Annotated in this window: 11 protein-coding genes; 6 read left to right on the top strand and 5 right to left on the bottom strand. The window is 47.3% G+C overall.

Annotated elements, in window-relative coordinates:
* Positions 1 to 28 precede the first annotated feature (28 nt).
* Both MHI38_RS17660 and MHI38_RS17655 read left to right on the top strand, forming a co-directional pair.
* Complete coding sequence (locus MHI38_RS17660; protein ID WP_186809811.1) at positions 29 to 1,777, top strand: SWIM zinc finger family protein; 1,749 nt, start codon at positions 29 to 31, stop codon at positions 1,775 to 1,777.
* Complete coding sequence (locus MHI38_RS17655) at positions 1,774 to 4,812, top strand: DEAD/DEAH box helicase (protein WP_434349234.1); 3,039 nt, start codon at positions 1,774 to 1,776, stop codon at positions 4,810 to 4,812. The genes MHI38_RS17660 and MHI38_RS17655 overlap by 4 nt, the downstream gene beginning before the upstream one ends.
* 128 nt (positions 4,813 to 4,940) lie before the next feature.
* Here the strand turns inward: MHI38_RS17655 and MHI38_RS17650 are convergent, their stop codons facing one another.
* Together MHI38_RS17650 and MHI38_RS17645 are read right to left on the bottom strand one after the other, a co-directional pair.
* Positions 4,941 to 5,408, bottom strand: coding sequence for a hypothetical protein (locus MHI38_RS17650; RefSeq protein ID WP_260511046.1), 468 nt, complete (start codon positions 5,406 to 5,408; stop codon positions 4,941 to 4,943).
* A 175-nt stretch (positions 5,409 to 5,583) separates the two neighbouring features.
* A complete protein-coding gene (locus tag MHI38_RS17645) occupies positions 5,584 to 6,231 on the bottom strand; it encodes a TetR/AcrR family transcriptional regulator (protein WP_154891490.1) in 648 nt (215 codons plus the stop codon).
* Between the two features lie 214 nt (positions 6,232 to 6,445).
* On the opposite strand from MHI38_RS17645, the gene MHI38_RS17640 reads away from it, so the two are divergent.
* The gene (locus MHI38_RS17640) at positions 6,446 to 7,129 is read left to right on the top strand and encodes a type 1 glutamine amidotransferase domain-containing protein (protein ID WP_090924207.1); all 684 of its coding nucleotides are present in this window, start codon (positions 6,446 to 6,448) and stop codon (positions 7,127 to 7,129) included.
* 185 nt (positions 7,130 to 7,314) lie between these two features.
* Here MHI38_RS17640 and MHI38_RS17635 read toward each other — a convergent pair whose 3' ends face one another.
* From MHI38_RS17635 to MHI38_RS17625, 3 genes are all read right to left on the bottom strand, one after another.
* On the bottom strand, positions 7,315 to 8,781 hold the full coding sequence (locus MHI38_RS17635; RefSeq protein ID WP_222591846.1) for a glycoside hydrolase family 1 protein: 1,467 nt from the start codon (positions 8,779 to 8,781) through the stop codon (positions 7,315 to 7,317).
* Positions 8,782 to 8,805: 24 nt separating this feature from the next.
* On the bottom strand, positions 8,806 to 10,737 hold the full coding sequence (locus MHI38_RS17630) for a beta-glucoside-specific PTS transporter subunit IIABC (protein ID WP_154891491.1): 1,932 nt from the start codon (positions 10,735 to 10,737) through the stop codon (positions 8,806 to 8,808).
* 202 nt (positions 10,738 to 10,939) lie between these two features.
* The gene (locus MHI38_RS17625) at positions 10,940 to 11,785 is read right to left on the bottom strand and encodes a PRD domain-containing protein (protein WP_251511027.1); all 846 of its coding nucleotides are present in this window, start codon (positions 11,783 to 11,785) and stop codon (positions 10,940 to 10,942) included.
* Positions 11,786 to 12,146: 361 nt separating this feature from the next.
* Between MHI38_RS17625 and MHI38_RS17620 the strand changes: the two genes are divergently transcribed.
* The 3 genes from MHI38_RS17620 to MHI38_RS17610 are packed head-to-tail and all read left to right on the top strand — an operon-like array spanning position 12,147 to position 14,406.
* Positions 12,147 to 12,683 carry an RNA polymerase sigma factor gene (locus MHI38_RS17620; protein WP_154891493.1) on the top strand — a complete coding sequence of 179 codons (537 nt, stop codon included), beginning with the start codon at positions 12,147 to 12,149 and terminating at the stop codon, positions 12,681 to 12,683.
* Positions 12,667 to 13,794: a DUF4179 domain-containing protein gene (locus MHI38_RS17615; RefSeq protein WP_154891494.1), complete on the top strand. Its 1,128-nt coding sequence runs from the start codon at positions 12,667 to 12,669 to the stop codon at positions 13,792 to 13,794. Before MHI38_RS17620 ends, MHI38_RS17615 begins: the two co-directional genes overlap by 17 nt.
* 33 nt (positions 13,795 to 13,827) lie before the next feature.
* A complete protein-coding gene (locus tag MHI38_RS17610; protein WP_154891495.1) occupies positions 13,828 to 14,406 on the top strand; it encodes a VanZ family protein in 579 nt (192 codons plus the stop codon).
* The last annotated feature ends 34 nt before the right edge of the window (positions 14,407 to 14,440 follow it).

The raw sequence follows: 14,440 nt of genomic DNA, 5'->3' as shown, positions 1-14,440 counted from the left end.
AACCATGTATACCCCAGGAGATGGAATGATGAACATACCTAAGGATCAGATCATGGATGACACGCAGTGGCAAGCACTGATTCGTGAAGTTGCAGATCTTTTTAACAACCTGACGATCATGCGTGGATTCCAATATTATAAACAGAAACGTGTTGTATCTATAAATTTCAACGATGCTCAGTCTATTACCGCCCAGGTACAAGGATCAGAATCTTACGAGGTTGTGCTCCGTATGCAGGACTTGTCCACCAGTTATTGTGCCTGCCCGGTTAACTCTCCATGCAAACATATGGCTGCTGTATTGATGAGTTATGCCGAACAGCAAGGACGCCCCGTTACTGCACTGGTCAATGCACATGCAAGTACTGCCTTGAAACAAACCAGCAAACCGGCAGGTTCGACATCTGCGAGAGCTTATAGCTTCAGCGATGTTACGGAACAAGAGGAGGCTGTCCAAGACAATATCTCCTCGGATGGACCCCAGTATAGCACAATTAAGGAGCGGGCAACCGAACTCGCTGGAATGGACATTGTTGAATGGCATGAACTATTTCGAGCGACCCTTAAGCGACTCGGGACAGGAACGGCAACGACGGGCTACATTCAGGAAGCTGCAGATGAACTATACGCGATCAAACCCAAGATGTCAGTGGCGATGGATCAGCTGTTTGAGCTGCATGTTCAGCTTTACCTCATGCGATACTGTATACCACCCGCGCGCAACTCGATTACGCATACTCCTGTGTATTTAAGTTACCCTGCCCAGCTGGCGGTAGACTCTCTCCAAAAAGGAATTGAGACCCTTCTGCTCCAGTCGCTGGACTTGTCCGGATTGAAGGGCACGGCATTTGAACAAGTCTGGGCAAGGCTCGAAGAAACTTCGGCTTATTTGCGGACAGAGATGTTGCCGGAGACAGCTAATATGATGTTCTTCTCACCCGTTTACTCCAAGCTGTGGCTGAACTGGATTGTGCCCTGGCTTCAAGGTAAACAGGCGATGTTGGAGTCAGAACTTCATCTACTGAACGAAGCAGAAGCAAAGATCATTTCGCCAGAAGGAGCTGTCCCCGGCGGAGAGAAGAACGTCAGAAAAGGATCTTTACCCTTACCGCTTGTTCTGGCACAGAGCTGGATGTACTACCATCTGGAACAGGATTCATCAGCTTGGCAGAAACTTGTCCATGGCAGCTCAGCCTATGGCATTCCGCCGGAACATCTGTTGTACTTTCTCCATACACTGACCGATGCAGCTGAATGGACACGTCTGTCCGAATGGCTGGTACAGCTCGGGCCCCTGCTGGCGGGTCGCCGCAATGCTCCTTTACAGGACTATATGCGATTGTGGGATACTGCAATCCAGCATGTCCCTGATGCAGAGCACCGGATGTGGGACACGCTGGTCAGCATGCTTCCCCACTCCAGGCCTGCTTATGAGGATGCCATGCATTCTCGGGGGCAGTGGCGCAGGTGGATTGATTTTCAGCTGAGTACAGGCACTGAACCTCTCGAATTCCGAGTAGCTGTATTGCAACCCATTGAGAAGGATGCCCCTGAATTGCTGTTGCCGTTCTATCATCAGGCGGTGGAGCGTTATATCGCACACAAGAACAGGGATGGTTACAAAGCCGCAGTAAAGCTGCTGAAACGACTATCCAAAATATATAAAAAAATGAAGCGAGAAGAGCCGTGGGAGCAGTTTATTACTGCACTGGCTGTTCGTAACAGCCGATTGCGCGCTCTGCAGGAGGAACTTCGGAAAGGTAAACTGATACCATGAGTCTAATTCACCCATACACGGAAACGATTGAGGTACACGTGGCTTTGACCGGCTATGGCGATGCGCTATTTTACGGTGCGCTGAATACACATCACTTTGTGTCAGGCCAATCGTTGAAGCAGCGTCTATTCGCATGGCATGCTCCTTCCTTTTACGGCACGGAGCTTGAAATCCGGCAGATTGAAGAGATTGAGCTTGTGGTGTTGCCTGCGGAAGAGGTTCTCCCATTCTTTGCAGAGATGAAGACTCTGATTCATATTGAGTGGAAGTGGGATGAACAGGCTGAGTACCTGATCCGACTAGCCCCGATACTGTCCTCGTCTATTGATCATCGCAAGCATGTACCCAGCTTTGAGGCTTATCGTGCCGGACAACTGCAATGGACGTGGGACTCGGATAGTCTGAAAAAGCAGGATCTGGCTGCACTTCACCAAGCCATGCAGCAGACGGATGAAAGTTTCGCTGAAGGACTTGGCGCAGCTTACTCCGCCGCTGTGTTCCAGCGCTGGTATAGCTCCGAAGAAGCAGCCACCGACCTGCGGCGGGAGTTCCCGCAGCTCTTCCCCGAGCGCGGAGTGCTTCCGCGAACAGGCGGCCTTGATGCTCGGTCGTGGCTGGTGTCCATCGGCTGGAAAGCCGATGCCGCACCCTTCCGCCCGATGCTGCAATTGCAGGAGCCGGACGAGGACGACTTCTCCTGGCGACTGCGTTTGGTATTGCAGAACAAGCTGGACGCTGCCGTTCTCGTGCCGGTCTTGCTGGATTCACGCGGACGACTGGAGGGCGAATGGCCCGAAGCTTGGACGCCATTTGTTCTGGATCGCTCGGCTGGCTGGCTGGATCAGCTGCGTGCGCAACTGCCGCGTCTTGGCAGTTCGATCAGCGGCAGACGAGATATTCTGAGCGACCCGCTGGATGATCAGCAAGCCTGGCAGTTTCTGACCCAGGAGAGCGGTCGCTTGCTAGCCGCGGGATGGCAAGTTCTATTGCCGGGCTGGTGGGAAGCCGCCCGGAAGAAAAAACCGAAGCTGCGAGCCAAGGTAAAACCGGAGGAAGGCAGCGAGCGGGGCCAATCGTTCTTTGGATTGGACTCCATCATTCATTTTGACTGGCGCATCGCCATTGGGGATAGTGATCTTAGTGAAGAAGAATTTGCAGATCTCGTCGCCCGTAATGAACGACTCGTCCGATTCCGCGGCGAATGGGTTCCGCTCGACCCCGATCTGCTGGAGCAAATTCGCAGAGCGATGGGTGGTGTAGATCGGGAGCAAGGACTCTCTTTCCAGGATATTCTGCATCTGCATCTACTTCACAATGAGCAGCGGGAATACGCCAAGCAGAAATGGAAGGAAGGTCAACAGGCCGAGGGCGAACAGGAGCCAGAGCCATCTCAGACCAGCGAGAGTATCCGGCTTGAGGTGGAGTTAAATGATCATCTGAACCGGGTCATCGCTCAGCTCGGAGGCGGACAAGGCGGAGCCCCTTCCCTGCCCGTTCCGGAGGGACTTCACGCAGAGCTACGTTCCTACCAGAAGGAAGGTTTTGCTTGGCTTGGTTTTCTGCGCAGATTCGGCTTAGGCGCTTGTCTTGCTGATGATATGGGTCTTGGGAAAACGATTCAGTTCATTACGTATTTGTTGCACATTAAAGATCATGAGCCAAGACTACCTGGACAAGCACCTGCCCTTCTGATTTGTCCAACATCCGTACTCGGGAACTGGCAGAAGGAAATCAGCCGTTTTGCTCCTTCCATCCGTGTCAGTCTGCATTACGGGGCACGCCGGTTAAACGGAGAAGAATTCCGGGAGCAAGCCGAACAGTCGGATATTATCATTACTTCCTACGCCACGGCGACGCTGGATCAGGAACTGTTGGAAACCTACACGTGGTCTGCTATCTGCCTCGATGAAGCACAGAATATCAAGAATGCCCAGACGAAACAGTCCGTGGCTGTACGCAGCTTCCCGGCGAAACATCGCATTGCGCTTACAGGTACGCCGATCGAGAATCGGTTATCCGAACTGTGGTCGATCTATGATTTCATTAATCCGGGTTATCTGGGCAGTGCCCGGGCATTTCAAACCCGCTTCATCAGTGCGATTGAAAAGGATAAGGATGAGCAACGCATGCAGGATCTGCAACAACTGGTGAAACCTTTTATGCTTCGCCGTAAGAAAAAAGATCCGAATATCCAGCTCGATCTGCCGGACAAAAATGAGATGAAAACGTATATTCACCTTACAGGTGAACAGAGTGCATTATATGACCAATCGGTGCAAGCCCTGATGGATAAAATGAAAGAGCTGGAGGGCATCAAGCGCAAAGGCGCGATTCTCTCCGCGTTAACCCAATTGAAGCAATTGTGTGACCATCCGCTGTTGCTCACCAAGGAAACGTTGCCTGAAGAACTGCCTGCGGATGATCCGGCAACATCAACCTATGACGTGTACAGTCCGCAGGACATGGCGATGCTGATCAGCCGCTCGGCCAAGCTGGAACGGCTGATGGAGCTTGTCCGCGAGCTGCGTGACGAGGGCGAACGCTGCCTGATTTTCACACAATATATCGGCATGGGGCAGATGTTACAGCAAGTGCTGCGGCAGGAGCTGCAAGAACCTGTACTCTACCTGCATGGCGGCACGTCGAAGACTGCGCGGGATCGCATGATTGAGGAATTTCAATCTCGTACACTGCCTGCGGACAAGCAGCCTTCGGTCTTCATTCTGTCCATCAAGGCTGGTGGTGTTGGGCTGAATCTGACGGCGGCCAATCATGTCTTCCACTTTGACCGCTGGTGGAACCCCGCAGTGGAGAACCAGGCAACAGACCGGGCCTATCGCATGGGACAAACCAAGGACGTACAGGTGCACAAATTCATCTCCCTCGGTACACTGGAGGAACGCATCGACGAGATGCTGGAGAGCAAGCAACAACTTAGTGACAACATCATCACCAGCTCCGAGAACTGGATTACCGAACTATCGACCGATGAACTGAAGGATTTGTTCACGCGTCGCCGGGACTGGTCTGGTTAAGCTGGCTGAGTAAAATAAAAAAAGAGCGAAGCTTTGGAATGTGGATTCCGGCTTCGCTCTTTTTGCTTTTGTAACGTTGTGCTTCTTGATGAAAGTACCATTCTAAACCTTGTTTTGGGATCCCAGTCCTAGCGCATGTTACCGATGATGGAGGATCTGGAGTCTTGCATCTTTTTAATGAAATTAGTCATGAGATCAAAAGCTTCATTCCGCTTGTTAGACATGGACTGCAGACGAAGCATATCCATTTGTTGCGAATTGCTGAGGGCATCAATCTGGCCTTTCAATGTTTGCACAGCGGCTTGATCTCCGTTTTGCTGAGCCACTTGCAATTTTGCATTGAGATCAGCAATCTGTTGATTGCGGTTCTGTACCTCTTGAATTTGTGTTTGCAATTGAGCATCCAGCAATCTAGTGCGCTCCTGCTGCACCATCATCAAGGCCGTTTCAATATCCATAGAGGAGATGTTTACTCCGGACAATGAAGAAACGGGCTTTGCCACAGTTGCACTTGCTGCCGATGCAGAAGTGACAACCGATACTGCTGCAATTGCAGCAATAGCTGTTGAAGAGAGAAGCTTTGTTGACTTTTTCATAGGGTAGACCTCCCAAAATATGTAGAAGACATCTGGTCATAATTGACATCTTTCGACATGATTATATCAGAAGACCTGGGACTTTAAATCTATTTATTTTAAATTTGAAATAAAATATATACTTCCCGTTGTTATATCCAGAGCTAGCCATCCAATAAACTCTCATATCTGCTAGTTACATCGTCCGTGATAGCTGTTGAATCAGTTCGTTAATGTATGATTTCACCGGCTGATCATCCAGATTCTTAATCCTTGACGGGTTAAGTAACTGATGTTTCTTTAGGATGTAGAAGTCAAACAAACCCTGCCGGATGGTCATATCATGTGTAATGGAAAACGAAGGTTCAGCGATTCTGCGGATCACAGCTTCATCTTGAATCATGTATAACACCGGGCTAATGCGATTAAAAATACCTTGTTCTATTCCCTTTTCAAAAAATGAACATAACTGTTCACTATGATGCCTCAAAGCGGAAGCAATGCCTTCGTATAATTCCGGGTAAAGCTTCTTCACCTCGTTCCAAAAGAACTCGGGCAGATATAACACATGGGTCATCGCATGCTCATAGGCGATCTGAAATCTACGCTCGTACGAGATCGTATCATCGTCCATTGTTGCCCGGGAATCATGAATCTCCTCAATATACACGTTCAGTACGTTCTGGATAATTTCCTCTTTGGATGAGAAATATTTATATAGGGTTGCCTTGCTGATATCCATATGTTTCGCGATGTCATCCATGCGCAGGGAACTGATGGACTTTGCACGCAGAACCGGAATGATTTTGGTTAGTAGTTTTTGTGAATTTTCCAAACGTTTCAAGGGGGTACCTCCTTCATGCTGCGTCAATTGCTCCAAATTGGACAATATAATGAGTATACCATGCCTGGACAAAATAGATAGAATAAACGAACTATACGAATTTCATCGTTTTAGTTTACTTTAACAAATGAGTATGGTATATTGTCTGCATGAAGTTGTTAACGATTATATTTTACACAATTTAAATTACAAGCATGTACAGGAGGTTTTCACGATGAAAAAAATATTAGTTGTTTTGACCAATGTCGATAAATATGCAACCAAAGATGAACCTACAGGTCTGTGGCTCAGTGAAGCCACTCACTTCATTGAAGAGTTCGACCATAACGATAATGTGCAGATTGATCTGGTTAGCCCGAATGGCGGCAACGTGCCACTTGATCCGAAAAGTCTGGGCGACTCTCTGGATGCCAGCACCAAAGCTTATTTCGAGAACGAATCCTTCATGAACAAATTGAAAAATACATTGAAACCGAGCGAAGTAAGCGCAAGCGACTACGATGCCATCTACTTCACGGGTGGACACGGTACAATGTGGGATTTCCCGGACAATGCCGAACTTCAAGCGCTATCACGTGATATTTATGAAAAAGGTGGCGTAGTATCCGGCGTGTGCCACGGGGTTACTGCCCTGCTGAATGTGAAGCTGTCCAATGGCTTGCTTCTGATTAACGATAAAAAAGTGTCCGGCTTCACCAATGAGGAAGAAGAACTGGCACAACAAACGAAATATGTTCCATTCCTGCTCGAAGATGCACTTCGGGAACGTGCTTCCGAGTACGTTAAATCCTCTCCTTACACTTCCTATGTGACAACAGATGGACGTGTGGTTACGGGACAAAACCCGCAATCCAGCAAAGCCGTAGCCGAAAGTGTCAAAGAATTGCTTGGTCTGTAAGATACCTCAGCTCCCCCATGAGCTTTTATATAAATGAATGTTGCAACAATTTACACAACACAAACAGCACGTATCCGTCATGATCTGATGGGTACGTGCTGTTTTATTACCGTTTCTAGTCTTAAGCCTTTTGGAAACTACTAGGAATTAACCACACCTTCACTATAGATACAGGTGCGATGCGGTTACAGTTCTGCCCCATTGGTACGGATTACATTCTGGTACCAGTAGAACGAGTCTTTGCGAATCCTTTTCAGCGTACCCTTACCGTAGTCGTCCTGATCCACATAGATAAATCCGTAGCGCTTACTCATCTCCGATGTACCTGAACTGATCATATCAATCGGACCCCACATCGTATACCCAAGTACCTCGACGCCATCCGCGATGGCCAGTCCCATCTGTTCGATATGTTTGCTTAAAAAATCAATCCGATAGGGATCATTCACCGTGCCATCTTCATTCAGTGTGTCGTAAAATCCAGAGCTGTTCTCCAAAATAAACACAGGCTTTTGATACCGGTCATAGACTAGATTCAGCGTATAACGCAGACCGATCGGATCAATCTGCCATCCCCACTCGTTTGCGGGTAGATGCGGATTTTTGTACACGCTGTGCACATTACCCGCTGTTAATTCAAGCTGCTCGGTATCGCTGCTGGAGATCATGGAGTTGTAATACGACATGCCTACAAAGTCAGCCGTATGTGACCGAATTCCTTCCAGGTCTCCATCCTCAATGTGGAGATGAATGCCTTTATTTTTAAAATACGTCTTGCTGTAGTACGGGTATTCTCCCTTGTTGAGCACATCCAGATAAAACTGATTTTTCATCTGATCATCCTGCTGCATCTGTAACGCGTCCTCCGGCTTGCATGTGTACGGATACGTGGTGAAATAGGCCACCATGCTGCCAATCTGATTACTCGGATCAATCTCATGTGCCAGTCTGGTTGCTCTGGAAGCAGCCACAAACTGGTGGTGCAGACCCTGAAAGAGCATTTCCTCGTAATTAGGCGCGTCATAATCAATGATACCGAGCGTTTTAGCCGATGCTTTGACACTCATATTAATCTCGTTGAACGTAACCCAGTATTTCACTTTTCCTTTGTAGCGATTGAACAGCACTTCGCAATACTTCACATATAGATCCACGAGCTTGCGGTTGTACCAGCCACCGAACTTGTCCATCAGTACAATCGGAGTATCAAAATGGCTAATAGTAATCAACGGCTCCATGCCGTGCTTCAAACATTCATCAATGACCTGATCGTAGAACTGTAACGCCTTCTCGTTTGGAGAAGCATCATCCCCGCCCGGAAACACTCTCGCCCACGCAATCGAATAACGGAACACCTTGAAGCCCATCTCCGCAAACAACGCAATATCCTCACGGAATCGATGATAAAAATCAATCCCCCGCCGTTTCGGATAGTTCGCCGCATTCGGGTCGTTTCGAGCTTCCTCAATCATCTCCCAGTTCACCCGAATCTGTTTGGTTACCTTGCGGTCGTTCTTCTCGTTAAACTTCATGACCTCGGGAATGGTCAGGCTCTTGCCGTCCACATCATAAGCACCCTCTGCCTGACAAGCAGACAGTGCACCGCCCCATAAAAAGTCTTTTGGAAAATGAGATTTGCTCATATTCGTCATTGTAATTTCCTCCTGTATTTTTATTCAAGGAATAAGTTTAATTAATGCTTCGCTCTCCCGGATCGGGCCACTGCTCGCTGTCGTGAGCACATCTCCATATTGTTGCATGTTAGTAACAACAATCGATGTAATCGTGTTATAACCTGCTGATCTAATGCCGTCTGGATCAAACTCCACCAACAAATCTCCTGCTTGGATAGTCTCTCCCTGTTTGATGTGTGCGTTAAAATATTTGCCTTTCAGGCTGACGGTGTCTACCCCGATATGGATCAGAATCTCTACGCCGTTATTTGCCTTTAAGCCAATAGCATGTTTCGTGCGATAAAGAGCTTCAACCACTCCGTCAAACGGGGCATATACCTTGCCTTCCGTTGGCACGATCGCAATCCCTTTTCCCATCAGTTCTTGTGCAAAAGCTTGATCCTCTACTTCGGAGATCGGTTTAATCTCACCCGTCATCGGACTTACGATGAGCATGTCTGAAGAAGAAGTGTCGTTCAAAATAGACTTTTCTGATTGTACTGTGCTTGCCACTGCATTCGATTGATCGGTGTTTACTGTGCCAGAAGTTTTCTGCGACGGGCTTCCGTCTGTATCTTCCTTAATGCCCGCAATCAGGGTGAATACAAAGGCTAATACCACTGCAGCAATACATCCGATGATGACATAGATGTAACGATCTGCTGTGTACGTGCCTAGCGCCAATAAACCTGGAAGTGCAATTGCATTAGCCGTGGTATGAACCAGACTGTAAAATCCACCAACGATACCACCAGCCAAACAAGCTGCGAAGAAAGGGCGTTTATATTTCAACGTTACACCATAGATTGCTGGCTCCGTAATTCCGAATAACGCCGTGATGCCACTAGATCCCGCAGCAGATTTCATCGTTTTGTTCTTCGTTAGGACAAATACACCAAAGGCCGCGCCAGCTTGTGCCAAATTCGCTGCCAGTGCTGTAGGAATCAGCACCGTTGCACCCAGTGTAGCCACCTGTTGAATCTGAATCGGCATGATGGCATAGTGCATACCAAACATAACCATAATCGGTTTAAAGAAACCGAGAATCGCTCCTGCCAGAACACCCGCGGTAGAGAAGAGTGAGTTAATACCGTTCGTCAGCCAGTCACCAATATGTGAACCCACAGGGCCAAACACGATAAGTTCAAGTGGAACCATAATAAACAGCACGATCATTGGCGTAAGCAACACTTGCAAAAACTTAGGAATCACTCGATTGACGAGTGGATATAAGTAACTCATAATCCAAACAGCCAGAATAATAGGAATAACCGAGGATGAATACTTCATTAACAGGATCGGCATGCCCAGAAAATCAACGGTGCTCACACCTGTCTCAGCTATTTTAGCTGCCGCATTCAAAATCGTCGGGTGCATCAGTCCAGCGGCAAGCGCTACTGCCAGATAGGGATTTGTTTTGAACTTATGTGCTGCGCTGACAGCAAGGAAGAACGGCAAGAAATAAAAGATCAAGTCACCGATCATATTGATAATGACCATGAACCCAGACCCTTCCAACCATCCGAGTGCTGCCATTACCGTGGCAAAACATTTGATCATGCCGCAACCAACCAGTGCTGGCAGGATCGGCGTAAAAATACCGGCAATCGTTTCAAGTACCGCATTGAACGGATTGCGTTTTTTCTTCGATCCACTGCTTGCTGCGGATTCCTCGGAATTTTCAAGTCGATCTGAGGTTAAGTTTTTGACTTCATTGTAAACAGCATCTACTTTCGCTCCAATGATGATCTGAACCTGCCCCCCGGAGTTCTGCGCTTTAAGCACACCTTCCAGCTGATTCAGCTCCTTCAAATTGGCCTTACCATCGTCTTTCAATACAAAACGCAAACGGGTAGCACAGTGTGTAAGTCCGGATATATTTTGCTCGCCGCCAACGAGCTCAAGCACGTTTTTAGCCAAGTCTTTATTATTCATAATCCTGTTCTCCTCTGCTTCATGATGGATAATTAGATATATATGAAAAATGACCAAGCCGGGGAATCGTCATTCCCTACGCTTGGTCATGCCTGATCGAATCAGTAACAGTCCATTAATGAGTATTCAGTTGTCCTACTAGTTAAAGCTAAGGAGCATTTACACTGACACTTCGATGACAGAAGAACCTGGAGAGTAGCTGTTATTCTGCTGGTTCGTTAGTGGTTAATCGCTGGATGTGCAGGATCAGATATAACTTTTCATCATCGGAACATGTCCAGCCATAGTTTGTTTTCAGGAAATCCGCAATCTTCTCTACACAAGCGAGTTCCTTCGGGAACTTTTCCTTCACCATCGTATACAGGGACTCATTCTCATCTTTCAGTGACTTGCCGCTCATCTGCCGCATGATGAAGTATCTTATATGTGTAGCGAACCGCATGAAATGAATGGAGTCCTCTTGAAAATCAATCTTGAGTGCGTATTTGATTACGGAAAGGATCTCTCCCGTCACGGTAGTTACCTTGGTTGTATCACTCATCTCGCCAGAACCTACCTGTGCATTCACAAAATGCAGGGCAAGCAGGGTGATCTCGGCTGACGGCAGAGCCAAATTCGTTTTCTCCTGAATCAGCTTCAGTGCAGCTTCCCCTACCCGGGTCTCACTCGGATACAGTGTCCGCACTTCCCACTCCAAAGGATTTTTAATGTTGATGCCTTCCCTGGTTCGGGAAAGGGCAAAGCTGATATGGTCGGACAGGGTGAGAAGCAGATTCGGGTTAAAGGTTTTGTTCAAAATCTCACTGCCCAGCTTCATCACTTCCTCCGCGAGATAGATATCCTCAATCGGAATGCTGTTCAGCAGGTCATACATCCGAATGTTCTTCGGGGCCACGAAGATTTTCTCCACCAGATCCGTCTCGGTCAGCTCATATGGGGTTTTGAGAAACCCTACACCTTTGCCCACCACGAATACCTCTTCGTTATGCTCATTAATCGCAATGGCCACGTTATTATTCACTTTTTTGATAACCTTCAACGTTCTCACCCCCCCGTTAGAAATAAAAAAAGACCGAAAGCGATTACACGAAGGCAATCGAATTCGGTCATGCCTGGTTTCCCCAGTAACAGTCCGTGTTAACAATATACTTTTATTATAGGCACATCCTTCGAAAAGTCAATTGGTTAATATCAGGAGAATCAGAGCCTGCTTCCTATGTAACCTGTACTTTGGCATTTTGCTACGCATGAAGGGCATCTGTTGCTCCTAAGCGTCTAACAAACTAGAACTTTTTTATTCAAAAATAAATGTGACCATCTGCCCCACCCGGCAGTCTAATCTATGTAAAACCGGCCAAGAGATGTATCTCTAACACGATATAAACCCGTTACGAAAGGAGCTGTTAACTATGGATTCACCCGATCTCATCACACAGGCTATCCAGGGAGATCGTGAAGCTTTCATCAGGCTGATCCGAGAGATCGAAAATTCCCTATACAATACCGCCATATCCATGCTGCGCAAAGAAGAGGATGCCGCAGACGCGATTCAGGAGACGATCCTGAAAGCCTACAAATCCATGCATACCCTTCGGGAACCACAGTATTTCAAAACCTGGATGTTCCGTATTCTCATCAATGAATGCAATACCTTGTTATCCCGCCGCTCTCTCTCCACTTCTTACGCAGAAGTACCCGCAGAACATCAGGCACAATCCAGTCCATACGATGAGGTGGATATGCGAGAAGCAGTCGATCAGCTGGAAGAAGCCAAACGCATTGTGATTGTACTGCACTACTTTGAAGATATGAGCCTGCGTCAAGTCGCCGATACACTGGGCCTGTCCGAAAGCGCCGTGAAGATGAGGCTGAGCCGGGCAAGGAAAGAGCTATATCAAAAATTCAAAAACTTTCGGGAGGTAAAATTACATGTCGAACCCGTTTAATCTCGATCAAAAATTAAAAGAACAAGCCAAGGAGCGTCCTGCCATGTCTAAAATCGTACGTAACCGCATTGATGCCACACTGGATTCCCTTCCGGAATCAGCTAGCCAAATGAATATGGAGTCGGTTCAGGCTCATCCATCAAAACGTGTTCATAAGCCACTACGCCGTACCGCAGGAGCTGCTGTCGCAGCAGGTGTGCTGGGCTTAACGGTATTTGCATCCGGTTTTGTCTCTCCAGCAATGGCTGACTCGTTGCGCAACATTCCACTGATAGGCAGTCTCTTCAGCTCGATTGAAGCTGATATGGGTCTGAGAACAGCAGGCAACGAAGGTTTGACTACACCAGTGAACAGCTCTTTCACTTATCAGGATGTGAAATTCAAAGTATTAGAAACGGTCTATGACGGCACACGTGCAGCGTTTCTCGTTCATGTTACTGCACCTAATCTCAATCAGGGCATGTACGACAATGGCAAAGATATCGTAAAGCTGAGCAGTGGCGTTGAAAATGTATTTTTCGATGTGAACGGTTCTCGTCCAGATAGCGGTCTGTTCTATACTTCAGCCGGAGCGAACGAGCCTGATACGTTGCTTTTTGAACAGGTTATTCCTGCAGATCACACAGGCGTCATCCCGGATCAGTTCGAAGCTAAAGTGAAGTTGAAGTTGCAAGGTATGGATCATGAGTTCGAATTGACCGTTCCGTTCACTAAATCTATAACGGACACTCATAACGTTCAGCCGAATAGCACGATAGAAAATGATCTGTACACGGTCACTGTGAACAAAGCCGAGGTCACCCCAATTACGACTCGTCTAACTGCTTCGATCGCGTTAAAAGGGGAAGAAACGTTAAGTAAAAAAGAAGAGAAACAGCTACGTGAAATCCGATTTGCTGTCTATGATGATCAAGGCCGACAATTGACTGCATTGAGCGGTGAAGGTGTGTATCAAGCAAACCAGTTGAACTGGGAAAACATCTATGCTACCACAGCCAAGGATGTGAAATACTTGATTGTGAAGCCTTTTAAGGTGAAAGATGATTTTGCCGAAGAGGTCAAGGACGATCAATTCATTAAAGGAATGGAAATGAAAATCCAGTTGCCATAGCTCAATTTCATTTCCTTGCAGAGGGGTTATCGCATGTCCATTCAGTTTACCATTTCATCCTTTGTAGTTCTTGTGCCACTGTTTATTCTGACCCTGCTCACTCTGGTGATTCATGCCAGGGTGAGCAAAGTCAGATATACAGGCAAACAGTATATGTTGATGCTGACATTTGTGATATATATGCTGGGCATGATGCATTTTGTATTTTTCCCCATTGATGTGAACATCGGGATGTATGCCAACCAAACACCCTGGTATTCAAACATTCAGTGGGTTCCATTGCTGACTGCGGATGCGCCAAGCTTTCTTTTGAACATCCTGCTGTTTATGCCGTTAGGATTCCTGCTTCCTCTTTGGAGACCTTCGGTCAACTCCATAAAAAAAGTGGCGAAGACAGGCTTAACGGTAAGTTTAACTATTGAACTATTGCAACTCGTGATTCGAATTGCGGTAGGCAACGGCCGCTCAACCGATATTAATGATCTGATCGCCAATACTTCAGGAAGTGTGCTTGGGTTTATTGTGCTTAGTCTGCTTACCCGCCTGATCGGCCAAAAGCTGATTCTTCCTTGGAAAATGCCAGGTCATAAATCACACTCTACGCAACGTTAGAATGATACATCTGAAAATGAGCTTCCTCCTTTGA

Origin of the sequence: Paenibacillus sp. FSL K6-1558 (assembly GCF_038002565.1) — a bacterium.
In the GTDB taxonomy this organism is placed as follows: Bacteria; Bacillota; Bacilli; order Paenibacillales; family Paenibacillaceae; genus Paenibacillus; species Paenibacillus polysaccharolyticus.
This window is presented reverse-complemented; position numbering and strand designations above follow the sequence as displayed.